Here is a 25200-nt window from a genome sequence, read left to right as displayed (position 1 = left end):
AGTTTTAAGGGCGCAAAGATATCAGGCGCTGTAGACAGTTTCTTGTGAAGGAGCTTCGCGCACAGGTGGAACCCCTTAAAAGTGACTGACGAATAAATTAGGCAAAACAATATAAATTATAGTTACTAGAAAAATAGATTGTCAACAATATTTAAAAATAAATTAAAACGTATTCATTTGTCAATGGAAGGGAAATCCCAAGGATACGCAAAGTAAAAAGGACGAGCAGAGAATCTCTGCTTCGTCACTTCTTGGACTATGTGCTTGATAATCGGTTTACATTTGGAAACATCTCCATTAAAGATCGTTCCTTTACATCTTATAATAACGCTTTATTGTGTCTTCCCCATATTAACCAGATTTACATCAGACAGTGTAATCGTGGTATCGGCTTGCTCAGTACCATCGATCTTACCCATGTCAAACACAATTCGGCTGTTCGCATAACTCGCCTCGGTCGCCTGGAACGTAAACGTAAATTGTTGTTCTTCCGTCGTCAGATTCATTTGATTGCCATAGAATCCAGTCCACTTATAATTTGCAGGAATGTCTACCCATCCAATCCCAACACCCAGCTTGCGTGCTTTATCCGCTTTTGCTTTGAATGTCAGTTTATATGTGTATCCTTGCTGCATGGCAAAGCCTTCCTGAATCAACTGCCGGTCCCATGGATTCTCCCCAACTTGCCCAATCCGAGCCTGCAACTTCTGATTGTCCGCGCTAAGCATCAAGTCTTCCGGCTTATTGCTGGCCGCATACGGGAACCATCCAGTTGTTCCTTGCGTAAAGTCACCATTTTTGATGAGATTGACATGTACAGGTTGCCCACCCTCGTCTGCGCCGGGGTTGACCTCGAACAGCATTACATTTTGAATGGATACCACATGTTCGGCTGCCGGCTCCAGTGAATTACCCAGGCCGAAGTTTAATAAACCCGCCTCATCCGCAGTATCTCCCATCGTAAAGGTATAGGCATATGGCTGTTTCGTTGTGGCCAGTTCAGCTGCCTGCTCCAAATACTTCATATCATCACTTCCCGTTTGTGACACAACCACTTGCATTGGTTTCGGTACTGTAGCCGAAGCATCAAAGCTTAGACGATACGTTTTCCCTGCTTCAAGCGCTAGCTGTCCTTGCTGTAATATAGCATCCCACCAATTCTGGGTTGTACCAGGTACAGTTAAGCTAATGCCTTGGTCGTTACTATATGTCGCCGTAGTGACACTAGCAGGTACCATCCAATCCGATGTTGCTGTACTTAGCTCGCCATTCTTTACTATACTACGAGAGATGTCCAGCCAGCGTGTGTTGTACTCGTTTCCTTCAAAATTCACGTAATACGTTGTTCCTGCTTTCAAAGATACCGACGGAAAATATACCGTTTTATATGTTTGCCAGCCGCCGGTATCTCCTAACGTAAGATTAGAACTTGCAACGGTATGGCCTTCTTCATCTTTGACTGTAAAACGTACCTTTGCATCGGCTTTTGCACTTGCCATCCGTGTGGAGAAGGCATATGCACCTTCATTCGCTGCAGTAATTTTGAATTGAAGTAGATCCCCTTCATCCATATAGCTAACATGCTCACCGCCTTCATCGGAATTCTCAAGCTGTAATCCCTGCATCACGTAAGCATCTGCGGCAGGAATATGAGTATAATTCTGAATCGCTACCGGTTTTCCACGTTTCGTCAGCCGCACATTATCTACATAAAGCTTGCCAGTAGCCCCGCCAAATAAAAGCTTTAATGTAGATGTTGCTGTAGCATCACCTTCTCCGATTACAATTTCACCAGTGTATGTTTTCATATCAGACCCAATCTGAATCTGCTGGCCTTGATTAACTTGCACGTTATGGCCCTCCTCGGTAGATAAACCGATATCCATAACGCCTGTTGTATCTGCCTTGGCATCAAACGAGAACCCGTAGGTCGTGTTACCTTCTAACTTCATACCGGGCTGAACAACAGCTACCTGCTCAGGTTGACTATTTGTTTTCTTTACATCAACAACAAGCTGTCGTTCCATGATCGGGAATTTCAAGAAGTTATTGACGGATACCTGTGCTTCAGCACCCGACTGAATTTCAGTGTTCCAGAAGCCGAGCCGTTGTTTACCTTGATCAAATGTACCATTAAATACGTAATTGCCGTCCGGGAGTGCTTTTCGTTCTACTGGAAGCGGATTAGCCTCCCCAATCTCTGTCAGTCTCACGTTGGTTAGCGAAACTTCGCCTTCGTTTAATCCCAGATTAAATTCGAAGCGTGCATTGTTGTCGGAACCATTACGCATGTTGAATTCGTATTCATACGGCTGCCAATCCGTTGTGACTGAGAATGCTTTTTCTTCAGAGTAATTCGTCCAGCTTTTTTCAAACTGAGTTACTTTGGAGCGGATAATCCGGTTTGCAGAAGCTTTTGCATCAAACTCCACTTTATATTTTTTGTCTTTCTTGATATACATTGGCATTTGAGTGAGCTGTACCGAATACGTTTCCGTTCCTGCTTTGGCGATCGTTACTTTGGCAACTTTGTCTTTCACCGGATCATCGACAACTTCAACCTTGCCCTCTCCGCCAGCATTTGTAATGAACTTCCAGTCCGCAGGAACACCATTTGCATCTGCACCTTTGGTGAAGCGTTCATTGTAAATCTGGTTACCGTCCGCTTGCGGTGCGCGCTGTTTCTCAGGCTCAATCGGACTGGAAGTCACGTCAGGCCATTGATCCATATTTTTATATGAATACACGCGTACAAAATCCACATTCATCTTCTCGGAAACAAAATCATTCTCCGGTGATCCCGGCCAGTCTCCGCCAACCGCAAGGTTGAGAATGAGATAGAACGGGCGATCAAACGGTGCAGGGAACGTGTAGCTTTCCGGCTGTCCAGCCGCCGTTGTCTGCCAGTTGTTAATCTGATGATGCAGTTTGCCATCTACATAGAACCGGATCATACCAGGTAACCATTCCACCTGAAAATCATGATATTCATCGGCAAATGATTCACCTTGAGGCAATGTAAATTTGCCCTGATCATGTCCGTGAGAGCCGTCTGGTTTTTTTGAATCGTAATGGATCGTGCTGTAGATTTCATGATCTTTGTTTTGGCCGCCAATCAGCTCCATAATGTCAATCTCACCGGAAGCAGGCCATCCACCATAATGCGCTTCATCCGTAGGCATCATCCAGATTGCTGGCCACATGCCTTGCTGGATAGGAAGCTTCGCTCTCACAACCACTTTTCCGTACGTCCAGTCGCCCTTCTCTTTCGTAATCAGTTTGCCGGAAGTATAATTTTTACTGCCCTTCTGCTCCCGCTTTGCTTCTATCTGCAACACATTGCGGTTGCCATCCTTCACAATACGTGTGTTATTCGGGCTGTAATATTGCAACTCATTGTTGTACACAAGCTCCGTATCTTGAACGGTCCATTTGGATGCATCTACGGAAGGCGCATTGAATTCATCATTCCAGACCATTTCCCACTGCTCATCCGGAATCGTAGTTGCCGGAATTGGTTTTTCACCTGAAGGAGTGCCCGGAACGGATGGTGTCGTTCCTCCTGAATTGGAAGATCCGCCCCCGCCTGAGCTAGAACTACTGCCACCGTTAGAAGTACCTGGTGTAGCAGTGTTTGGTTGCTCGGACTGTCCTGTCCCAGACGTAATGTTATCCTTATATCGCCCTGGTGCAACCGCTTTCCCATTTAGCAATACGTTGGTGGCATCTACGTCCAACAGTTTGATTTTACCTTTGCTGTCAATCATCGTATTACGGGCTTTACTATTTACTTTTAAAGTATTTATTGTACTCTCGGCAGACAATTCAACTGTAGCCTTGCGTTCGACAAATAGCTCTTCAACCTGTGTTGTCCCTGTGATCTTCACATGTACCGGACTCACGTTTTTGTCGACCAGAACTCGATTCAATTTAGAGTTATGAATATCGATCGAGTGGCTTCCTCCGCCCTTCACGATTACACTTCCAGTGACCGTTACTCCGTCGAGCATCACTGTACCTTCTCCGATGGCTTCTGTAAGTAACAAGTTGCCGTTAACTGTTGTATTTTTCAGCGTCACATCGGTTGAGCGAACGATCAGATTGCCATCTACATTGGATTCATAGGTGCCGGGTTTGCTATGAATATCTGCTATCAAAGTGGACATCATCGTAGCAGCTTCTGCTCTCGTAATGTTGGATTCAGGTGTAAGATTTCCATTGTATCCGTTTACAATTTTATTATTTACGAAGTAGTTCATCGCATTTCTTGCATAGTCGGCTACATCTTTTTCGTCTTTAAATGTAGAATCAAGCGCTTTATTCTCACTGCCTGTCGATAACTGAAACGCACGATCTGCCATCACGACAGCATCCTGCCGGGTAATCGGAAGCTGGGGAGACAGATGTGATGCATCGGTTCCCTGAATAATGCCAGATCCGCTTGCACGTGTAATCGCATCATAATACCAGTCTTTTTCACTAACATCTGTGTATGACGCCGCTCCTGATCCTCCTGCGAATCCGAACACCCGATCAAGCATCACAACAAATTCAGCACGGCTGATACGTTCACTCGGTCTGAATGTGCCATCCGCATAACCTTTAGTTAGCGCCATATCCTGCATACGCATCACAGCATTTTCAGCCCAATGTCCCTTCAAATCTTTGTACGGCGCCCGAAGCAGGCCTGATGCCTGCCCCTGCTCCGTTACCGTTTGTTGCTTCATCTGTTCTGCCCCGACTACTGCCGGAGCTGTTAGTGAAACCATCATGCTTCCTGCTACGAGACAAGCCAACCCTTTTTTCACTCATATTCCTCCCTAGAATGTGTGGTCACTTGCAGGGCAGTACTACTCTTTTACTGCCCCAATGACGATACCTTTAACGAAAAAGCGTTGCAAGAATGGATATATGACCAAGATCGGCAATGCCCCGATGAAAATCTGTGCTGCGCGAACCGTACGCTGGGAAACATTCTCCAGCATGGACGGGTCCACGTTGATTTTACTGAGGTCTTGTTGCACGATAATGGTTTGTAGCAAGGAAGCCAGCGGATAATTTTTGACATCGGACATATAGATCATGCCATCGAACCAAGAGTTCCACTGACCTACCATGGTAAACAATGACAAGGTTGCAATCGCTGGCATGGACAGCGGTATATAAACCAGCGCCAGCGTTTTAATATGACCTGCTCCATCCAGATAAGCCGCTTCCTCCAGCTCTTTAGGCAGACCGCGGAAAAAGTTCATCATCAGGATAACATTCCACACGGATAGTGCACCTGGCAGTACCAGCGCCCAGATCGTATCCATCAGCCCCAGCTTCTGTACCAGGATGTAACTTGGAATCAGACCTCCGCTGAACAGAATCGTAAATACAAAGAACCAGGTGTAGATCGAGCGGCCTTTGAAATTCAGATCTTCCTTCGACAGCGGGAATGCTGTAAGTAACATAATTACCATACCGATCACGGTAGCAATGACTGTTCGTTTAACTGAAACCAGCAAGGAATTAATGAAATTGGAATTGCCGAACGTTTTGACATATGCATCTGTCGTAAAGCCAATCGGCCAGAAGCCGACCAGATTGGATGAGGCCGGTGCCATGCTACTGAACGAAACGGCCAAAATATGAATGATGGGCAGAATGCAAAGCAGTGATAAGACGCCCAGGAAAATATAGTTCGCAACGCTGAATATTCGATAGCCTTTTGTTTTGTAATACAAGCCCTTTTCTCCTCTCTACTAGAACACGCGATAATTCGCCAATTTGTAAGCCATGCGATATGAGATAACGATCAGAATGGTTGCCACGACCGATTTGAAAAGTCCTACAGCCGTTGCAAAGCTCATTTTGCCGTTCAGGATACCAAGTCGGTATACGAAGGTATCGATGATATCACCTTTGTCATAAACGAGCGGGTTGTACAGGTTGAACACCTGATCGAAACCTGCATTCAAAATGTTTCCGATCGAGAGTGTCATGAGTACGATTGTAATCGGCATCAGAGCAGGAATCGTAATGTGCAGTGTTTGTTTGAACCGGTTTGCACCGTCCACTTCCGCAGCTTCGTACAATGCCGGGTTAATACCGGACAGAGAAGCCAGAAATACAATCGTGCCGAAGCCAAATTCTTTCCACACATCACTAACAATCAGTGTTATCCGAAACCACGTTCCATCCCCTAGGAAAAAGATCGGATCTCCGCCCAGTGCAACGACCAGTTTATTCACCATACCGCCCTGCGGCGAAAGGATATCAAGCAATATTCCGCCCAGGATAACCCATGATAGAAAGTGCGGCAGGTACACCAGTGTTTGACTGACCCTTTTAAAAGCAGATAAACGAACTTCGTTCAACAAAATTGCGAATAGAAAAGGAGCAATTAAACCTGCAATTATTTTGAAAAATGCAATGACCAGTGTATTCCAGATGACCTGACCTACGTCCGGGTATAAAAATAAATACTTGAAATTATCCCAACCTACCCATTTGGATTCGGTAAATCCGAGGTATGGTTTAAAATCCTGGAAAGCAATTACAATCCCGCCCATTGGTATGTATTGAAATACAATTGCCAGCAAAACCGCTGGTACGAGCATCATATGCAAGGACCAATTCCGTTGCATGTTCCAGCGCTGTCTTGCCTTGATGGCACGCCCTTTGCGAGGCGTTTCTAACGTATGTTCCTTCACCCCTACATCCCCCATGTTCTAAAAATTTGTATTTTACAAGTGGATATGAACTTGTATATTAAAATTATAGCAACGGTTATTAGCAATCTATATCCTAATATTGCAACAACGATAACAATATTTTAATGAGTTGAGGAGGCCACGCATTGTTCGCTCGTCTGAATGTCTTTACCAAAATTACACTGTTATTTGTAGCATTGCTTGTCCTGGTTTTGTTTCTGTACACCTATTCGAACCGGGAAAGTGTACGGGTGATCGAACACGAAATTCAGAACAATACCATGAATCATTTGTCCACTTTTGCCGATTCTGTAGAATCCAATATCTACCAACTATCTCTCTATGGAATGTCCATTGGGCAAGATTCGAGCATACAGGAATATCAGCGGCCGGATTACACAGATGTGCCTTATGAACGTGTCAAAGTTGGAAGCGCTATTCTTGAAAAGATGAATCTGTATAATGCAGCCAGCAAATGGCATTCCACCATCACCCTTTATTTTCCAAGGTTGCAAAAAGTCATTTCTACGGATTATTATGCTTATATCCCGTATGCGGAGGATGAATTTTCCAAGCCACTTTCGAAATCATGGGCATATAAGCATAATCAATTCGAGTGGTACACGACCGATCCAACGACAGCGATTGACACCCCTGGGAAGTCGAGGCTGATTACCAAAATCAGCTTTCCAGTACATCATTTGATCAATATGCTGGATCAGAACAAATTGAATAACAAAGGTGACCCCTTTATGTTCCATCCCGAGTTTGGCTTAATTAGCAACAGTAGTGGAAATGGCACATTGACTGCGATTCAGTCCAAGCTGAAAGAGATGTCGTTGCAGGGAAAAGGCGGATTCACCACGACGCTCGACCGCACAGAATACTATGTTTCGTACATAGAGTCAGGCAGTCTGGGATGGTACTATGTTGACTACGTGCCTATGCAGCAAATTCTAGGGCCGATCACAAATAGTCGCAATCTCTTCTACGCTTCCATAGCCGTTCTAATTGCCATGAGTGTTGTTGTGTTGTATGTGCTGTATCGTAGTGTGCAGCTTCCATTGCTTCAATTGGTGAAGGGAACGAACCGTTTGTCGACCGGAGATTTCTCTGTTCGATTACATCATTCGTCACGTAATGAGTTCAGTTTATTGTTTGCACGATTTAACATCATGGCACAGCGAATTCAGGAGTTGATTGAGAACGTGTACGAAGAACAACTCCGAAGACGTGAGGCCACACTGAAGCAGTTGCAATCACAGATTAACCCGCATTTCTTATACAATTGCCTCTTCTACATCAAAAATATGGCGAGGATGAAAAATGAGAAAGCCGTTGTGGCAATGGCTCTGAATTTAGGTGAGTATTACCGATACATCACCAGATCCGAGAATGATCAGGCCACCATCAAAGAAGAGTTGAACATGGTGAAAAATTACCTGCAAATCCAGGCACTCCGGCTGGAGCGAATGCATTTTACCATCGATGTACCGGACGATATGCTTCATAAAACGTTACCCCGTTTAAGCTTACAACCTATCGTTGAGAACGCTATCATTCATGGCATTGAACCCCGTACAGAAGACGGTCATATCAACATAACGGGTTATCATACGGATGAAATATGTACGATCACCGTCGAGGACAGCGGGCTGGGTATGACCAAGAATCAGATGCAAGAATTGGTTGATAATCTGAACAAACCGCTTGATGGCAACATGGGATGCGGAACTTGGAATGTTCATCAGCGTTTGTCTTTTTTGTATGGTGAAGATGCGGGTCTAAGCTATGAACATACGCCTGGCGGAGGCGTTAAAGTAAGCATTACATGGTACAACAATATCAATGAGTAGGTGAAGTACATGTTACAAATTTTGTTAGTTGATGATGAACGTTCGGTAGTAGAAACGCTGGCGGAGACCATTCCGTGGGAAAGCTGCGGAATCGGCACTGTACACGAAGCGTTGTCAGGTGCCGTAGCGCTGGAAATTATGGAGAATCATGATATTGATATCGTAATCACTGACATTCGCATGCCGGAGATGTCCGGTATTGAATTAATCACGGCAATTCACGAAAAATGGTCGCATGTGCAGACGATTTTACTCTCGGGCTTTGCCGACTTCGAATACGCCAAACAAGCGATGGCTCAGGAAAGCTTTGATTATTTGCTGAAGCCTGTAAGTGATGAAGATCTGATTGAAACCGTACAGCGACTCGTTGACCGGATCAAGCAAAAATGGGAAGCGGCGGCCTCCTATCAACGTGCCTTACATGCATTCCAGGATAACTTGCCGTTATTGCAATCTACGATGCTTCATGAATTGCTGACAGGAAAAACCTATACCCCCTCCGCACTCGCGGACAAGCTGGAATTACTAAATTTGCCCTACTCGGTAGGTGAGGAGCTGGGCATGCTTGTCATTCGAATGGAAGAGCATCTATCCGAGATGGCTGACCATGATCTTTCGCTGATGCAGTATGCCATTAGCAACATTATCAGCGAGGTGACGCAGCACCATTTTCATATGTGGCATACGCGGGATGTCCATGATTATCTGGTTGTACTGGTTAGTGTCAAAAAAGGCGGTATGCATAATGTGAGCAAAGAGGAGAAACCTCAAGCTTTGCTGGAACATTACGCTGCCCAAATTCAGACAAACGTTCAGTTATATTTAAAAGGGGCTATTTCAATCGCAGTCTCTCACTGGGGCAAGTTTCCTAATGAGATTGGAGAGATTTATGAGAGTGCTGTCAGATCCATGCGGAAGCGTATGGGACATGCTCAGGGCTTGTTCATTACGGCATCAGATGATAAGGATGTACATCCCCTTCCTGCCATCCGCTCTCTGTACAAACCCCCAACCCTAATTAGTCTTCTCGAAGCTGGTCGCTTTGACGATGTGGAACAGAAGATTGAGATCATTTTTGAAGAATTGCTCGAATCGGCCCAACATCATGATATCGCGGAAACAACGATTGAGGTTTATCATGCTTTGGCTGGAGCCTTTGCTTATATCATCCACAAGAACGGAAAACAGATCTCTTCTGTCCTTCCTGCCGAAACGTATAAATACTTTCAGGCTCCAAGCTATGCTACCGCCCAGCAGTTGAAAGACTGGTCGATCCGCACACTTCATTCCATCAGTGAAGACGCAGAACAGGAGCTTAAGGATAATCACAGCACCATCGTTCGCAGTGTCAAAAGCTTTGTGGATTTGCATCTGGCTTCCGATGTTTCCCTACCGGCTATTGCCGATCATGTCCATCTGCACCCGGTGTATCTTTCCAAAGTGTATAAGGCAGAAACTGGAGAAGCGCTGACAGCCTATGTCTATCGGTTACGGATGGAAAAAGCAGCATACTATTTGCGCTCATCCAGCGCCAAGGTATTCGAAATTGCGGAGCTTGTGGGCTACAACAACACGGCGTATTTTATTCGGGTATTCAAAAAGTTTTACGATCTGACACCGCAGGAATATAGAGAGAATCTGCCGGTGTGAAGCAAAAAGGCCTCGCTGGAATGTTTCCAGCAAGGCCTTTTCTTATTTGTAGTTTTCTTTTCGCTCGTACTTACTTGCCGCTAGTTACAGATTGATACCACTCATTAACTTCCTTCGTGTTTTGATCTCCACCGGAAGAATTCCACTTCTCTACAAACGTATCAAAAGCATCAACCGGAGCTTTACCATAGATGATTTGTGAGAACAGGTCCTTCTCCATTTTGGTTAAGATGTCATTGTTCATTTGCATGGACATCGTTGGTGCACCTGTGAACATCTGTTTTAATGCGATATCTTTTTGATCCTGAACAATCTTCGCCGCTTCTACCATTGGTGCTGGTACACCAGACTTGAGTTTTTTCTCGAAAGGTGTTGTAGCTTCTTCACCGTTAGCAAACTTCGCAAGCGTAGTCATGTTCAGACTCGGGATACGTGCACCGTCAAACGTTAATGTGTATTTCTCAGGTGCATAACCGCCTGTCACACTAGCATCCGTTGTTACTTTGCCGTCTTTCATTGCCCAGTCGTAGCCTTCAGCGAAGCCGTGTTCGAATTCATCACCTGCTTTTGGATTTGCATAGTGATCAAAGAGATAGTTTTGATAAGTGAAAAAGACTTCCGGGTTCTTCATATCTTTGTTAATCAGAATTACACCGTTGTCGTTCGCGGTACCGCGTCTACCTGCCTTGCCATCAGGTCCGGATGGAATCGGGTAAGCTTTGTACTCCGCTTCCGAATTGTTTTTCTTCACATCTTCGAGCGGCCATGACGGCATCCAGTGAGGCCCGACAACAATTCCTGCTTTACCTGCTGTAAACTCTTCTGCTGCTTTGGTTTCATCATAGACCCCGGCTTCTTCTGGAATGTATCCTTTTTTCATCCAGTCAGCCAGCGTTGCCAAAGCTTGTTTTGCTCCAGGGTTGACAGAACCGTACTCCAGTTTGCCTTCTGCGTTCAGATTCCACTGATTAGGCATTGTGCCGTAGGCTCCGAAGACCCAACCAGCATCAGACATCCATGTGCTGAGCCAGTTTTTGAATCCGATGGTCAGACCGTAAGTGTCTTTTTTACCATTGCCATCTGGGTCTTTATTCGTAAACGTTTCCATGATCACTTCAAGATCAGCCAGCGTTTCGGGTGCTTTCAGATTAAACTTCTTCATCCAATCCTCGCGAATCCACATTACTGGATCACTGTTGTAGGAGTAATCCAGAATCGGAATACCAATTCGTTTACCATCCTGCATGTACGGATACCATACGGAAGGATCTTCATTCACGGCAGCTTTCCAGGTATCACTTGCGTATTTGTCAAACAACTCTCCAGCATCGACGAACTTGCCCGTTTCAATCAGCTCACGTGCCAGATTGAAGTCACCGCGATACGAGATGATGTCCGGCATTTCTGCATTGGAAGCCAGCGACAGACGAAGCTTCGTTTCAAACGCGTTGTTGGTGGATGGTGACACCCATTGATTTTTCAATTCAATGCCGAGTTTGTCTTTTGCCCATTTCGTGTGCACGTTATTGTCCTGATCTTCACCAGATTTGAATTTGATTTCGGGTCCCCAAGGACGTAAATAAGTAAGTTTTACGGGTGGATCATACTTCCCGTCCTTCAATTCCAGTGCAGTACTCGGTGTGCTCGGTGCGGCCTCTTTACTTGCTCCACTGTTACACCCGCTCAGAACTGCTGTAAGCGCCAACATTCCGGCCAAAGCCAAACCGCCAATCTTTCTTTTCCTGATTGTTCTCAACTTGTGTGTCCCCCTGTATGTAGTGATGTTGTCTACAGAGTCCATCATAATGAATGAACCATATGGATGCCCATACTAATATTGCAACATTTATTGTATTTATTTAGGATATTAAAAAGTGAATACAGATGTTGCATTAGTACAATGTCTTACTTCTGTCTCTCTTGTTAATTAGGGGGAAAACACTTCCGGGTAATCACTCTTCCAAGCGCCCATACAGCCAATTAAGCAATACTTAACACATGTGATCACACTGCTGTCCTCATCCGTTTCATATTCAACAGAAATATTGATGTCGGATTTACGCCAAGCCAGATAAGGGCCACTGCCGCCAAGCCAGTCACCTTGCTCATAGATATCCGGTTGACCATATGCTTCAATCCATTCGTCAGGTGTTGAATTCATCGTTATCCCTTTGGGCAATTGTCCGGCAAACGGTTTTTTAATTCGATCGTCCGAACCCGGTGCAAGAAAATAAATCGCTCCAATGATCCACTCATCCGCAGGGAGATCATCACGTCCGGTTAACGTATTGATGTTGGGGGAGCGATACACATCAATACGCACAGATGCTTTAGCAGACCAGATAATGTCATCCTGAAAAGGACCGTCTGGCTTCGCTATTCTTTTTACACCGAAGGGTTCAAGAAACGTTTGTACCTGGTTAGCATCATATGGTTGACCTAACAGCTCTATAAACTGCTCGGAAGCTTGGTTGTTATTCGTATCATTTTGCTTATTCATGCTCATGGTTCTCCATCCTCTCGAGTGAGATCGATCGATTTTGCCCTTTTCTTTCATCATCTTACGTTTTATTCGTTCTGTAAAGATTGAAAATGAACATAAAAAACAGAGGAGCATGGGATGAGATCCCCTCCTCTGTTTCATGTGGCTATATGGCTACTCCTGAGTAGTCATAAGCTTCTGTTAATTACTTGTATATTTCACCCAATCATATTCGGCATGCAATGGATTAGCACCGTTATATGACCCCAGCCATCCGTCCACACCAGTTCCATTCCAGATATTCATCATAATTTTACCCGGTGTTTTCGGAATATTCGTTGTAGCTGTATGTTTCAGCACACCGTCGACGTACCACTTAATGTGACCTGGCTGCCAATCAAACGCATACGTATGGAATCCCTGAGACGCATCGAAACCCAGATTTACGATCTTCTCATGATTTCCAACGCCGTTCGTATAATAATTGAATTGTACTTTCGTTGTATCTTTGCCCAGGAACTCGATATCTATCTCATCCCATTGTGTGCCATGTGCAGGACCGGTATAGGTGAAAAAAGAAGATACAATTCCTGTATTTTTAGCAGGCTTCATGCTTACTTCGTACAGACCATACCCGTAAGTATTCGTTGACCGATATTCACCACAATCAAACTTGTTGTTTGAAGGACTTGTCAGACTCAACCGCAGCTTGCCATCATTCGTAAAATTAGCATTATTTGCCCGCCACGTACAATTGAACATGGAACCGTTGGAATACCCATCCGCCTTCTGCCAGGTACTTGCATTGTGATACGTCAACGGTTCCCAAAACACCCATCCCGCGAAAGCGCTTACCGAAATAAATAATGAAACCACTCCCGATACCATTAATGTGAACCATGTCTTCCTCTTCATCAATACACCTCCACCTTTGATTCCAACCATGTAAACAAATGAACACAACTCCTTTTGATTCTTAGATTCAACAGCCATTTAATCGATTTAATTATTTTTGTAAAGCGCTTACATTGGTTGGTATTTCCATTTTATATGCTACATAATGGACGAACTATAGCAAAGTTTAAAGAACTCATATTCATTTTTTAAGATTGCTTCCCTTTGCCAGGCGAAATGCCTAAAGGCCCATTTTAAATGAACGGGCCTCGTTATTTACTACGTACGACTCGCAATCCCTGATCGGGACCAAGGCCATTCGCATCGAATTTTCCTGGATATGAAATCTCTTCTGTATTTACACTGCTGACCCAGCCGCCTCCCTTGCTGACTCTCCAAGTGTTATCCGGGGTTTCCGGATGGCTGTGCCAGTCCCAGCACCATTCTCTAACATTACCAGACATATCATAAATGCCTAGTTCATTGGCCTTCTGCTGACCGACTGGCTTGGTTTGATTCCGATTGTTTTCAATGGCAGGCCAGTTCCAGTCTCCTGTTAACGGTTTTTCACCGGCATTCATCCAGTACCACGCCACTTCGTCTGGATTGTTGCTTCCGCTATAAGTAAAATTCTCACTCTTTTGTCCGCCACTTGCGGCATATTCCCATTCTTCTGCCGTTGGCAGCCGATATCCATTCGCATCTTCATTGATGGTTACAGTCCATTTGACATTATCGTTTTCATTCTTATTATTCGTATCCATCGTTTCTTTATCAATGGTGTAATACGGTTTGAGATTTTCCTTCATGCTACGTGCATTACAGTATTCGATTGCATCGTACCAGCTCACTCTTTCAACGGGCCGGTCTTCACCTTTAAAACCAGAGGGATTGTCTCCCATAACGTCAGCCCATTGTTTCTGGGTTACTTCATATTTGCCGATATAAAAGTCAGACAGTGTGATATCTTTGCCGCTATAACTGGTTTTACTGCTCTTAAATGATCCACCCTCTACCAATACAAGATCATCGCTCACGGTTGTACTGCCACCTGTCGAACAAGCACTTAATCCAACAACAGTTGCGATGAGCAGAAATACCATCCACTTTCTCATCTGGAAGTCTCCTTTAAAACGGGAATTGAGAGCAAGACAGATCCGTAGACCTGTCTTGCTTGAATCTAGCATGGAAAACGAAATGGAATGGCGATTACCAAACCGTTACGTTGGCGTTACCGCTACTTTGGTATCCTTCAGTCGCCATCACTTGATAGGACCAGCTGCTACCCAGATTCATACCTTTGCTCGCCCAAGCATTAACGTGGTTTCTGAACGTAATCTGAGAGTTCACACCGATTCCACGTTTGGATTGTCTCACACTCCAGTATTGCGGGAATGTTGAATACCCATCAATAGATGGAGCGTTGTATCTCATCGTTGTGTAGATGTCATAGGTACCACCGTCACTGTTCACTGTGCCCTTGTATGTTCCAGTTGGACGGTATGTCCCCCAGTTATCTACCACATAGTACTCAATAAGCGCATTTCGGGTCCAACCATAGAATGTCAAGTATCCGTTACCGGACGGTGCGAACACCCCTGCGTTGTAGTTAACTACGCGATTAGGTGAGCCGTATGTCCAGCCTTTACCTACAACAAAGTTTCCGGTATTCTGCCAGCTGACACTGTAGTTTCCGCCGGCACCGTTCACGGAATTAACTGTGCCTCCCCCATCTGTCCAGTTCTGCCAGTAATCTGTAGCACCTGTTGTAGCGGCGAATACACCAAAACTCATAGAAGCTGCAAGAACAACCGTCAACAATTTTTTGCTGAATTTGAACATAGGGAAAAACCTCCTGATATTTTTATTTTTTGTAATTCACTTACCTGAAGAGACGCTGGGAAAAAAGATACAGATCATTTTTCCACACGGGCCAGTCGTGCCCTCCGCTTTCTTCATACCAAATATGAGGTACGCCATGCTGTTTCATATACTCATGAACATCAATACTAATCTGAATCAGATTGTCCTGATCACCACAAGACACCCAGAGCAATGACAGAAGTGATGTCGCTGTAGCGGGATCTGGAACAAGTACTTCCGGCGCTTTAGTGTTCGGCGCTGCTGAAAAAGCACCAACCCATGCAAAATGATCCAGATTACGTAGTCCAATGTTTAAAGACTGTCCTCCACCCATAGACAAGCCAGCAATGGCTCTTTTGTCCCTTGTTTGAGCTACCGGGTAACGGGACTCCATATACGGGATAAGATCCTGAATAAGATCCGATTCAAATTGTTCAAATGCCCGAATTTTCTCAGGATCAAAGAGGTCACCTTCCGCAAGGTCGTTAGACATTGCACGCCCATTAGGACAAACAACAATCATCGGCTGGATGAGATGATCGGTGTAGAGGTTGTCCAGGATGATGGCAGGAGAACCATAGGTATGCCACTCCTTCTCATCCCCTCCAATTCCGTGCAGCAGATAGAGTACAGGATAGGTAAGCTCCGAAGAAAAGCCTGGCGGCGTATATACCATCGCTTTACGCACGTTGCCAACCGTCTTGGAATCATACTCTATCGTTTCAACTACGCCGCGTGTTATGTTATCACGATACTGGTCAAAACCAGCAGATGCTGAAGCTATCATTGGTCTTACTCCTTTCACGGTTAGCAAAATCCTCTAAACCTCAAATCAAGTTCCCGCTAATCAACGTAACCAAAACCCAGAATGGTGAACTGCTTGTCCTTCTGTCCAGGTGCCATGTCAATCTCAATAACATGTTTTCCCACTTCCTTATTACTAAATAGAAGCATGGCATGGCAATGAGTCCAGTTCACTTGGTGCGGATCCGCCTCTTTGACAAGTTCACCATCCACTTTAATATGGGCCGTTCCGAAGCTATCACTGTCCGAGTCTTTAAAGATCAGGATGAGCCGGCTGCACCGCAAATGCAGCTCGAAACCTTTGTCACCAGCTGTTTCGCCAGGAACATACATCCAGTTGTTCGGAAAAAGCGGTGTACCATAATCATGATCGTCCATCTCGGTCATCTGGAGCTCTGTGTCTATGAGACTGAAGCTTCCTGATTCAATCTGGCCAATCTGCTCCCCGTTTTTCCGATCCAATAGTTTGACATTCACATAATCATTTCCAATAATCGGTAACTTCGTTAATTCATCTTCTTTCTGATCGAGATTTGTACGATCTGTCACACGAAACAAATTCGCCAGTGCGTCCGCCATGATCCGATGTCCCACATTGGTAGGATGATAAATATCATGGAAGTACTGCTCTTTGGTTATTACGCCACCTTCATCTTTTGTCTTCTGAAACTGCTCTACAAGAGCATCCTTCATGCTCACCATAGGCAGATCATAATGAAAGCCTACAGGAGCGAGACGATCCTGAAGATTCCAATCATTTTTAAACACACTGAAAAGCAGGATGACCGCTGGTTCGTTACTAGAAGCAAGCGCTTTCAACACTAAGCTTTCGTAACAGTTTCCACGCGTCTCATCGTCAGCATCGTTTACCGCAAACTCGATAATGACAATGTCCGGTTGCACGCTACCATCCCGGAGCACATCCCGCTCATAACGAATGACGCCAAGTTGCGAAGGCGTCCCGCCTACACCCGCCTTGATCAGCTGTATTGCACTGCTGTCCATCGAAGCGAACATTTTTTTAAAGTGTTCATAAGAGTGGTAGGCATAACTTTGGAGATGAATCGGTGCTGCACCAGCGCCATGAGTAATCGATCCCCCAATAAAAGCAATGACAACAGGTTCACCACGTCTGGCTTTCTCGATCGCTCTCTTTAATCTGACGTTGTTCCCCAAATTCAGGAGTGATCTGTCGATCATGTCAAGATAAGTCGGAGAGTTATAATCAAATTCAGCCTCAAATGATGAAACGGTAACTCCTACGGGGTCACGTGGTGCATGGGTTCCTTGATTCTCATCTACATCTCCTGAATCGCCAAGCATGTTACATCCTCACCAACCTTCCAGCGAAAATTTACACTCCGATTATTGCTATGTGAAGAAACCTAGACTTCATTATGTCGATATCAGGCGGTTCCTTCTCTCCGAGTGTAGCGCTTACATAATTTAACAACAACCTGATAAACTATAGGACTTGCCTAAATATATCATCCGTATCACGAAATGGAAATAGATGGTATAACACACCTATAATTTTCCATGTAAACGCTTTAATTTGAGTAGTATTACGAATGATATACTTTCATATATAAGCATTTTAGAAGGAGGATCTCATGAATATCACAGGAAAAGGCGCTTATGAGACAGGTACATATGTCAATCTTTTTCACAAATGGGGGTATAACGAAGAAGAAATCAACGCAAGGCTGGAACAGACTTGGAATGATCTTTTTTATGGAGATGAACATACACGAATCTACTATCCTGTTGGCGAAGACAAAGCTTATATGTTGGACACGGGTAACGACGATGTTCGTTCCGAAGGTATGTCCTATGGCATGATGATGGCTGTACAGATGAATAAAAAAGAGGAATTTGATCGTCTGTGGAATTATGCTCATACCTATATGCAACATACGGAAGGACGATACAAGGATTATTTTGCATGGCATTGCAAATCTGATGGAACCCGTCTATCTCCGGGGCCTGCTCCCGATGGTGAAGAGTTTTTTGCCATGGCGTTATTTTTTGCCTCGAATCGCTGGGGTGATGGGCCGGCCCCTTATGATTACAGAACTCAAGCTCAGAAGATTCTACATGCTTGTCTGCATCAAGGAGAACAAGGTGAAGGCGATCCCATGTGGGAAGCGAGTAACCGACTAATCAAGTTTATTCCAGAGTTACCTTTCAGCGACCCTTCCTATCATCTTCCTCATTTCTATGAACTGTTTGCCGAATACGCGAATGAAGCAGATCAGACGTTCTGGAAAGAAGCTGCCGAAGCAAGCCGGGTTTATTTGCGTACAGCCTGTCATCCGGTAACCGGGCTTTCGCCTGAATACGCCAATTATGACGGCACTCCTGCTCCGATTCAGCCGCACGGGGATTTCAGGCATTTTTACAGTGATGCCTATCGCGTAGCAGCTAACATTGCCCTAGACTGGGAATGGTTCCGTAAAGATCCGTGGCAAGTGGAACAATCCAATCGGATTCAGGCCTTTTTCAGTGATATCGACGTAGCGGATTATCGCCGGTATACGATCGAGGGTGAGGCTTTTGACGAACCTGCACTACATCCTGTAGGTTTGCTGGCAACCAATGCGATGGCTTCACTGGCAGCAGGTGGCCCTCATGCAGATGATTTTGTTCGGTTATTCTGGAACACACCGCTTCGCCAGGGAAAACGTCGTTATTACGATAACTGTCTTTATTTCTTTACCATGCTCGCCTTAAGCGGAAGATATCGGGTTTATTAAGACGCAAATACGACAAAAAAGACGGGCCCACCGCATGCTGCGAGTAAGGTCCGTCTTTCCTTTAATTTGTTCTTTTATTTGGATGACACGGATGAAGCATCATACGCGGACTGCATAATTTCCAGATAACGATTCATATTCAACCCTTCCAGTCCTTTCACATACTCATCCCAGTCTTTATCCAAACTCTTTGCTCCTGTAACAAATTGTAACGCATTCTGGTCGATATAATCCTTGATATTGGTTTGCATCATGCTGGTTTCATCCGCAAGGGATGGATCAACCCACAATGCCCAATGCGGGAAAACCTCTTTAGGTTCTTTACCTTCCATCAACAATGTTGCTTCGTACAGGCGACGTTCATACCCATCGTTGGCATAGATATCTGTTCCCTGTACTTCTGCATCGCGATATGCCCGGTGATGATTGTACTGGCTTAATGCAGCCCAGCTGTCATTACGAGGTTCTTCTCCGGATGGAAGCGGAATCGCTTTATAGAGCGGCTGTACCTGATCATTCAGAGCCACTTCTCCCTCATCCGGTTTGCGCCAGCTTAAGCCTTCTTCGCCCAGATATGAAGCCATAGCTCCTTCTTGGGTATAGAAGTAATCCAGCATTTTTATGGCTGTAATCTGCGTTTGCTCACTGGCTTTGTTGGTCAGTACAAATGTTGCACCAGGATCGACCGGATAGTTGTACGAAGCATATTCAGCATTTGGCCCTTTTAATGGTGGAATCGGATTGTAATCATTGCCGTACGGTGACCCTTCAGCCGTGGTTACGAACAAGGATGGATGCATAGCCGCTCCTGCACCCAGAAGCTGTGCGTCAGCATTGTCTCCAATTTTCTTGAAGGCACCTACATTTTGCGTAAAAGCACCCGGATCAATCAACCCTTCATCATATAAGGATTTGATGTACGTAAGACCTTCTTTCCACTCCGGTTTATTCGCCACCGTTTCAACTTTGCCTTGATTCAGGATGAGGTAATTCCGGTCATCGTCATAGATGAAACCATTCATCAGATAGGGAATAATGTGTACACCAAAGTTCTCCGTAGAACCACTCAGAGGTACTTCATCTGCCTTGCCGTTTCCGTTGGGGTCTTTCGTTTTAAACGCTTTCAGCATTTCCCGGAACTCTTCTGTCGTTGTTGGTTCTTTGATATTCAGCTGCTCCATCCATTTGGTATTCACCCACATCTTGTTTGGATACGAACAGTGGAAACACTCATTCAGCCCGGTCAGTCCATAGATTTTACCGTCAGGTGCGGTATTCATTGCTTTGTAGTAATCATTGCTATCGAGCACCTTCTTGATGTTAGGCGCATGCTGATCAATCAGATCATTCAGCGGCAGGATCACACCCTGTTGCCCGAACTTCAACAAGTCAGTCTGTGAGAAACGATCTACCCAAGGGATGAGCAGGTACAGATCCGGATAGTCCCCGGAAGCCAGGGATATCTGTCTTTTTTCAGCTGCTCCATCAAAAGGAACTGTCGTCCAGTTGAACTTGATATTGAACTTTTCCTCCATTTTCTTCGTGAATTTATTGGTTGCGAGGTTCATATCCGATCCTTGGTGCACAAACACATTCATCGGGACTTTCCCGTCCGCATCCACTTCCCCATTGCTCTTATCGGATGACGAGCAGCCTGCTAGTACCAACGTAAGAACCAGCACACCTATTAATCCAAGCGCACTTATTTTCTTCAATAAAATCCTCTCCCTCATGAAAGTTGTAATTGACTTATCCTTTAACTGAGCCGATCAACATGCCTTGTACGAAATAACGTTGTACAAAAGGATAGATGATCAGAACCGGTAAGCTGGCCATGACAATCAAGGAGTACTTCATCAGTTCAGCCATTTGCTGTTGTTTGATCATTTCGGAAGCATCCATATTGCCTGAGCTACCTAGAATAAGAATACTTCGTAAAATCAGCTGTAGCGGGTAGAGCGACTGCGATTTCAGATAAATAAGTGCGTCGAAGTAAGCGTTCCATTGACCAACCGCATACATCAGCGACAGCACGGCAATAATGGGTTTGGCAAGCGGCAGGATGACACTGAAGATAAACCGAATGTCACTACAGCCATCGATATCAGCCGCTTCGGATAGCTCATCCGGTATTGAATTTTGAAAGAAGGTTCGTGCAATAATGACTTGCCACACCCAGATCGCATTGGGAATTAGAAGCGCCCAGCGTGTATCGATGAGCCCCAGGGATTTAACAACCAGATATGTTGGAATCAAACCACCGGCAAAGAGCATCGTGAACGTGATGAAGATCATCAGCGTACTGCGACCAACAAAGGTCTTTTTAGACAGTGGATAAGCGATCATAATTGTTAATGCTACGCTGATAAATGTGCCGCATGCCGTATAAAACAATGAGTTGGCGTATCCCATCAGCACCTGTTCATTTCGCAATACAGCCTTGTATCCTTCGAATGACAGATCAACTGGCCATAGCCAGACTTTGCCTGAAGAAACGGCTGACGGACTGCTGAGTGACGAACTTACGATGTAGATCAAAGGATACAGCACGGCAACCAGCACGAGTGACAGAATGATGTAGATTGCCGTAATAAACAAGCGATCCCCGGGCGATTCTCTAATGACAGGGTTTTTGTTCGCTCGTGAACGACCTGCCTGTGATTGTAAATTAGACATCCTTCAAGTCTCCTCCCCTCCGTGTGGTTACCATAGGCTTGTATTGGACAGCCGTTTTGCGGCTGCATTGACCGTTAACAACAAGATGAGATTAATGAGAGAGTTGAACAAACCAACCGCTGTAGCAAAGCTGTAATTGGCGTTTAATAGTCCCATTTTGTAAACATATGTGGAGATGATTTCTGAAGCAGACAGGTTTAACGGGTTTTGCATCAAATATATTTTCTCGAATCCTACCGCCATAATGTTCCCGACGCTCAAAATTAAAATAATGACGGCTGCCGGCAACAAGCCGGGCAAATCCACGTTAATAATCTTCTGCAGTCGATTGGCTCCATCCACTTTGGCCGCCTCATATAATGAAGGGTCAATGCCCGCAAGCGCAGCCAGATAGATGACTGCTGAATATCCCATACTCTGCCATACATCAGAAAAAACATAAATTGAGCGGAACATGTCTGGATTACCAAGGAAATTCACCGATTCAAAGCCAAGTGCACCTGCTATCGTATTGACAATACCAAGCCTCGGCGAGAGGAATAGCATAATGATCGATACCATAACCACCGTGGATATGAAATACGGTGCGTAGGTTACCATCTGCACGGTTTTCTTAAACTTCATGTTTTTGATCTCATTCAAAGCCAGTGCCAGCAAGATCGGAATCGGAAATCCGACGATGAGGCTGTAAAACGAGATGAGAAGCGTATTTTTGATTAAAGTCATAAAAGCGGGATTCTGGAAAAGCAGGTCGAAATACTTGGTGCCAGCCCAAGGGCTCCCCCAAATTCCTTTGATGACGTTATAATCCTTAAATGCAAGGACCGTATTCACCATCGGTACATATTTGAAAACGATAAAGTACACCACCGGAGGCAATATGAGCAGATATAACTGCCAATGCCTCCTGAAACTTCTGGCTAGCGCATGCTGTAATGTTGATCGCTTGCGCTCCTTCAAACCGGACTTGCTTTCACTTGTTATTGTTGTTCTCAGAATCATCCCCCCAGTCAGTGAACCCTATGGTTGAAGTGAGCGTCACCTTGTTTTGGTAACGCTTTCTTTGTGCCCATATCATAAGTTCGGCCTGGGGAAATCGTAAAGGTACATCTCGGAAATCAGCGTACATTATACGCATAGATACTATATGAGCAGCGTACATTCACCGACCTAATTATCCATCTTCCGAAATACACTTGGTGAAATGCCGCGTACACGCTTGAATGCTCTGCGGAAAGAATGCGCACTGTTATATCCCGTAGAAAGTGCAATTTCATCGATGGTCTGATTACTTTCCCGAAGCAGTTCAGATGCTGCATTGATTCTCACTCGCTCCACATAATCGGAAAGATTCTCTCCGGTATGCTCCTTGAATAGTTGGGAGATGAATTTTTCGGATTTCCCCATATGCTCGGAGATTCGGCAGATCGTCAAATTCGCGTCGCCATAATGATTTTCAATATAACACGTAATTTCTTGTACGGTATCCGCATGTGTGGATGATCTTTTTCGCAGCACTTCTTTGCACATATCTTCGGTTAAGCGCTTGAATTTACCACGTAATGCGGCAATGGAATCGGTAATCTGGATACTGGTGACACCATTTTTGTATTCTTCTGCAAAGGAATCATCGTGTTTGATTTTGGGCTCATCCAGCTTCAGGTATGTTCCCTTTAACTCCATAATAAATTGTTGTGCCATCTCATAGGAAAGTTCGCGCTCTTCAAAATTGCGTGCAAACAGCTGATCCAAAATACGAAGAGCCTCATCCAGTTCTCCTGCCTTGATCGTATTCAGCAAGCGCTGTTCTGACTCAATGGGATAATAGTACATTTCATTTTCCTTCAATGTATCTTCAAATCGGACGAGCTCATCTGCTCCCATATGAATCGCATATTCCATGGCCTGTTTGGCTTCGTCAAATGAACGGCCTACATCATTCCAAACTTCGTATGCGGCTCCGGTACCGATTGTTGTTGATATCCGGTATTCTTTATAAATGAGTTCGGTTAATCTGCTGAGTTCAGACTCACAATGACGTATTGCTGTTTCCAGCGGCATCTCGGTTACGGGACATATAAAAGCAATCTGATCTGTGCCCCAGTCCGTCATCAGTAGACCTTCGTTCCATTCTGTCATCGTCTGTCTGATAATTAATTTCGCCACACCAAGCTCCTGAATCGTTTCTTCGCTATCCAGACTCGCATAACCATTCACCTTGAGCAAACCAGTGATCCCCTGGCTGTTCTCAATGGATAGTTGTGTCTGAGAAGAAATAGCTTCCAGTTCACGAGTAGTATAGAACTCACCCGTAAGCAGACGTTTGATGAATCCATCGCGCAAGAGCGGAATTTGTTCATTTAGCGCGTTCTCCAGCGATTGATTATTGGCGATTAAATGATGAATATGGCTTGCTAGAAAATCATACTCATTACGCCTTTTACCTGAAGGTTCACTGACTTGTTCTCGGAAGGCAGACAACAGTTTGTAGATGGGGGCACTATTTCGATAGGCCAGGATCAGTCCAAAACCTAAACCAAGCGTCAATGTTGCAAGCGTAAAGGCCAATGTCACTTTCTTGATCTGATCCGCATTGGTCATAAGTGCTTTCTCGGGAATACCTGCCATGTAACTCCAGCCGTTTCGATCTGAATGAATGGATATAAGCAGCCGGCCATCTTCAATAGGCTGTACCTCATTCGAATCGTTACCCACATTTTGCGCCAAACGCTGCGCTTCTCCTTCTTCAATACCGCGTGAGAAGATAATTTCGCCGTTCGCATCTCGAACCAAAGTCCAGCCGCCATACTGATCAACGATATGCTGGGTCAGGCTAGCCATCTCATCTTCATCAATTAAAACACCAATGGTAGCCTGTGGTTTATTGAAACTATTCAGCGGCAAGGATTGCAGAAAGGTAATTGCCGGTGCGGTGGTGCGCAAGTTGCTGCTTATTTCACGTTTGTAATTCTGAAGTGGAATAATCTCATTAAAGTGTGGCTTTTTCAATATGTTTTCGCTCCACTGTTCGAAGGTCATACCCTCCAACGCGTTGGCTGCGTAATAATGTTCAGGTCTGTAATAGACCGTATTGGGTGTAATAATGACGTTATAGTTTGGAATGTAAATAAAAAAATGAGATAAGTATTCGTTTGTACTGCTGTACATGGATAAACTTCGCTGCATTTTACCTATGCCATAAACATTGTAGGAATCCAGTGGTTTGGGATCGGCAATCAAACGGTACAGCTCCTGATTAATGGCTAGTTGCCTCGTAAACGCTTCGACCTGTAGCAGATTCCGTTCAATGATTTCTTTGCCCAGATTCAGAGACTTCAGACTGTTCTCTATCGAGCTGGCCCTTGCCGCTTCAATGGATGCCCGATAAGAGGCGTATCCGGCGATCTGTGGAATCATTAGAATGATTAGATACGAAATCAAATAACGACGGAACATCGGTGAAAATTTGGACCATAGGAGCTTCAATGTACTCCCCCCTTTTTCTAATCAAGCGCTTACAT

The 25200-nt window shown here is 44.8% G+C and carries 17 protein-coding genes; 3 read left to right on the top strand and 14 right to left on the bottom strand.

From position 1 onward, the window contains the following. Nucleotides 1–332: 332 nt before the first annotated feature. The 3 genes from BLQ13_RS03380 to BLQ13_RS03370 are packed head-to-tail and all read right to left on the bottom strand — an operon-like array spanning nucleotide 333 to nucleotide 6698. Complete coding sequence (locus tag BLQ13_RS03380) at nucleotides 333–4808, bottom strand: carbohydrate binding domain-containing protein (RefSeq protein WP_090915990.1); 4476 nt, start codon at nucleotides 4806–4808, stop codon at nucleotides 333–335. Nucleotides 4809–4850: 42 nt separating this feature from the next. Next, complete coding sequence (locus tag BLQ13_RS03375) at nucleotides 4851–5729, bottom strand: carbohydrate ABC transporter permease (protein WP_090915988.1); 879 nt, start codon at nucleotides 5727–5729, stop codon at nucleotides 4851–4853. 18 nt (nucleotides 5730–5747) lie between these two features. Further along, nucleotides 5748–6698: an ABC transporter permease gene (locus BLQ13_RS03370; RefSeq protein ID WP_420848895.1), complete on the bottom strand. Its 951-nt coding sequence runs from the start codon at nucleotides 6696–6698 to the stop codon at nucleotides 5748–5750. Nucleotides 6699–6844: 146 nt separating this feature from the next. Here BLQ13_RS03370 and BLQ13_RS03365 point away from each other — a divergent pair, with 146 nt between their 5' ends. Together BLQ13_RS03365 and BLQ13_RS03360 are read left to right on the top strand one after the other, a co-directional pair. Continuing rightward, nucleotides 6845–8554: a sensor histidine kinase gene (locus tag BLQ13_RS03365; RefSeq protein WP_090915983.1), complete on the top strand. Its 1710-nt coding sequence runs from the start codon at nucleotides 6845–6847 to the stop codon at nucleotides 8552–8554. Nucleotides 8555–8563: 9 nt separating this feature from the next. Continuing rightward, a complete protein-coding gene (locus BLQ13_RS03360) occupies nucleotides 8564–10204 on the top strand; it encodes a response regulator (protein WP_090915981.1) in 1641 nt (546 codons plus the stop codon). Nucleotides 10205–10274: 70 nt separating this feature from the next. Here BLQ13_RS03360 and BLQ13_RS03355 read toward each other — a convergent pair whose 3' ends face one another. The 7 genes from BLQ13_RS03355 to BLQ13_RS03325 all read right to left on the bottom strand — a co-directional run bounded on the left by BLQ13_RS03355 (nucleotide 10275) and on the right by BLQ13_RS03325 (nucleotide 17570). Then, nucleotides 10275–11912 carry an extracellular solute-binding protein gene (locus BLQ13_RS03355; RefSeq protein WP_167375639.1) on the bottom strand — a complete coding sequence of 546 codons (1638 nt, stop codon included), beginning with the start codon at nucleotides 11910–11912 and terminating at the stop codon, nucleotides 10275–10277. 219 nt (nucleotides 11913–12131) lie between these two features. Beyond that, nucleotides 12132–12704 (bottom strand): hypothetical protein, encoded by a 573-nt coding sequence (locus BLQ13_RS03350; RefSeq protein ID WP_090916504.1) that lies wholly within the window; start codon nucleotides 12702–12704, stop codon nucleotides 12132–12134. A 183-nt stretch (nucleotides 12705–12887) separates the two neighbouring features. Continuing rightward, a complete protein-coding gene (gene bglS, locus BLQ13_RS03345; protein WP_090916502.1) occupies nucleotides 12888–13601 on the bottom strand; it encodes a beta-glucanase in 714 nt (237 codons plus the stop codon). 251 nt (nucleotides 13602–13852) lie between these two features. Then, complete coding sequence (locus BLQ13_RS03340) at nucleotides 13853–14695, bottom strand: formylglycine-generating enzyme family protein (protein ID WP_090915977.1); 843 nt, start codon at nucleotides 14693–14695, stop codon at nucleotides 13853–13855. A 94-nt stretch (nucleotides 14696–14789) separates the two neighbouring features. Next, nucleotides 14790–15422, bottom strand: coding sequence for a glycoside hydrolase family 11 protein (locus BLQ13_RS03335; protein WP_090915975.1), 633 nt, complete (start codon nucleotides 15420–15422; stop codon nucleotides 14790–14792). A 40-nt stretch (nucleotides 15423–15462) separates the two neighbouring features. Further along, nucleotides 15463–16230 carry an alpha/beta hydrolase gene (locus tag BLQ13_RS03330; protein ID WP_090915973.1) on the bottom strand — a complete coding sequence of 256 codons (768 nt, stop codon included), beginning with the start codon at nucleotides 16228–16230 and terminating at the stop codon, nucleotides 15463–15465. 56 nt (nucleotides 16231–16286) lie between these two features. Next, complete coding sequence (locus BLQ13_RS03325) at nucleotides 16287–17570, bottom strand: SGNH/GDSL hydrolase family protein (RefSeq protein ID WP_090915971.1); 1284 nt, start codon at nucleotides 17568–17570, stop codon at nucleotides 16287–16289. Between the two features lie 290 nt (nucleotides 17571–17860). Here BLQ13_RS03325 and BLQ13_RS03320 point away from each other — a divergent pair, with 290 nt between their 5' ends. Further along, the gene (locus tag BLQ13_RS03320; protein WP_090915969.1) at nucleotides 17861–19003 is read left to right on the top strand and encodes a family 8 glycosyl hydrolase; all 1143 of its coding nucleotides are present in this window, start codon (nucleotides 17861–17863) and stop codon (nucleotides 19001–19003) included. Between the two features lie 74 nt (nucleotides 19004–19077). Here BLQ13_RS03320 and BLQ13_RS03315 read toward each other — a convergent pair whose 3' ends face one another. From BLQ13_RS03315 to BLQ13_RS03300, 4 genes are all read right to left on the bottom strand, one after another. Continuing rightward, complete coding sequence (locus BLQ13_RS03315) at nucleotides 19078–20736, bottom strand: ABC transporter substrate-binding protein (protein ID WP_208606746.1); 1659 nt, start codon at nucleotides 20734–20736, stop codon at nucleotides 19078–19080. 16 nt (nucleotides 20737–20752) lie between these two features. Further along, a complete protein-coding gene (locus BLQ13_RS03310) occupies nucleotides 20753–21679 on the bottom strand; it encodes a carbohydrate ABC transporter permease (RefSeq protein WP_090915965.1) in 927 nt (308 codons plus the stop codon). 27 nt (nucleotides 21680–21706) lie between these two features. Next, nucleotides 21707–22561 (bottom strand): ABC transporter permease, encoded by an 855-nt coding sequence (locus BLQ13_RS03305; RefSeq protein WP_090916500.1) that lies wholly within the window; start codon nucleotides 22559–22561, stop codon nucleotides 21707–21709. A 288-nt stretch (nucleotides 22562–22849) separates the two neighbouring features. Further along, nucleotides 22850–25165 (bottom strand): response regulator transcription factor, encoded by a 2316-nt coding sequence (locus BLQ13_RS03300; RefSeq protein ID WP_208606744.1) that lies wholly within the window; start codon nucleotides 25163–25165, stop codon nucleotides 22850–22852. Between the last annotated feature and the right edge of the window lie 35 nt (nucleotides 25166–25200).

The sequence above is a fragment of the Paenibacillus polysaccharolyticus genome (genome assembly GCF_900102085.1).
Classification (GTDB): Bacteria; Bacillota; Bacilli; order Paenibacillales; family Paenibacillaceae; genus Paenibacillus; species Paenibacillus polysaccharolyticus.
This window is presented reverse-complemented; position numbering and strand designations above follow the sequence as displayed.

Coding starts and splice junctions, on each gene's coding strand:
- BLQ13_RS03360 (WP_090915981.1), top strand. CDS start 8,564: ATGTTACAAATTTTGTTAGTTGATGATGAACGTTCGGTAGTAGAAACG.
- BLQ13_RS03355 (WP_167375639.1), bottom strand. CDS start 11,912: ATGTTGGCGCTTACAGCAGTTCTGAGCGGGTGTAACAGTGGAGCAAGT.
- BLQ13_RS03350 (WP_090916504.1), bottom strand. CDS start 12,704: ATGAATAAGCAAAATGATACGAATAACAACCAAGCTTCCGAGCAGTTT.
- bglS (WP_090916502.1), bottom strand. CDS start 13,601: ATGAAGAGGAAGACATGGTTCACATTAATGGTATCGGGAGTGGTTTCA.
- BLQ13_RS03340 (WP_090915977.1), bottom strand. CDS start 14,695: ATGAGAAAGTGGATGGTATTTCTGCTCATCGCAACTGTTGTTGGATTA.
- BLQ13_RS03335 (WP_090915975.1), bottom strand. CDS start 15,422: ATGTTCAAATTCAGCAAAAAATTGTTGACGGTTGTTCTTGCAGCTTCT.
- BLQ13_RS03330 (WP_090915973.1), bottom strand. CDS start 16,230: ATGATAGCTTCAGCATCTGCTGGTTTTGACCAGTATCGTGATAACATA.
- BLQ13_RS03325 (WP_090915971.1), bottom strand. CDS start 17,570: ATGCTTGGCGATTCAGGAGATGTAGATGAGAATCAAGGAACCCATGCA.
- BLQ13_RS03320 (WP_090915969.1), top strand. CDS start 17,861: ATGAATATCACAGGAAAAGGCGCTTATGAGACAGGTACATATGTCAAT.
- BLQ13_RS03315 (WP_208606746.1), bottom strand. CDS start 20,736: ATGAGGGAGAGGATTTTATTGAAGAAAATAAGTGCGCTTGGATTAATA.
- BLQ13_RS03310 (WP_090915965.1), bottom strand. CDS start 21,679: ATGTCTAATTTACAATCACAGGCAGGTCGTTCACGAGCGAACAAAAAC.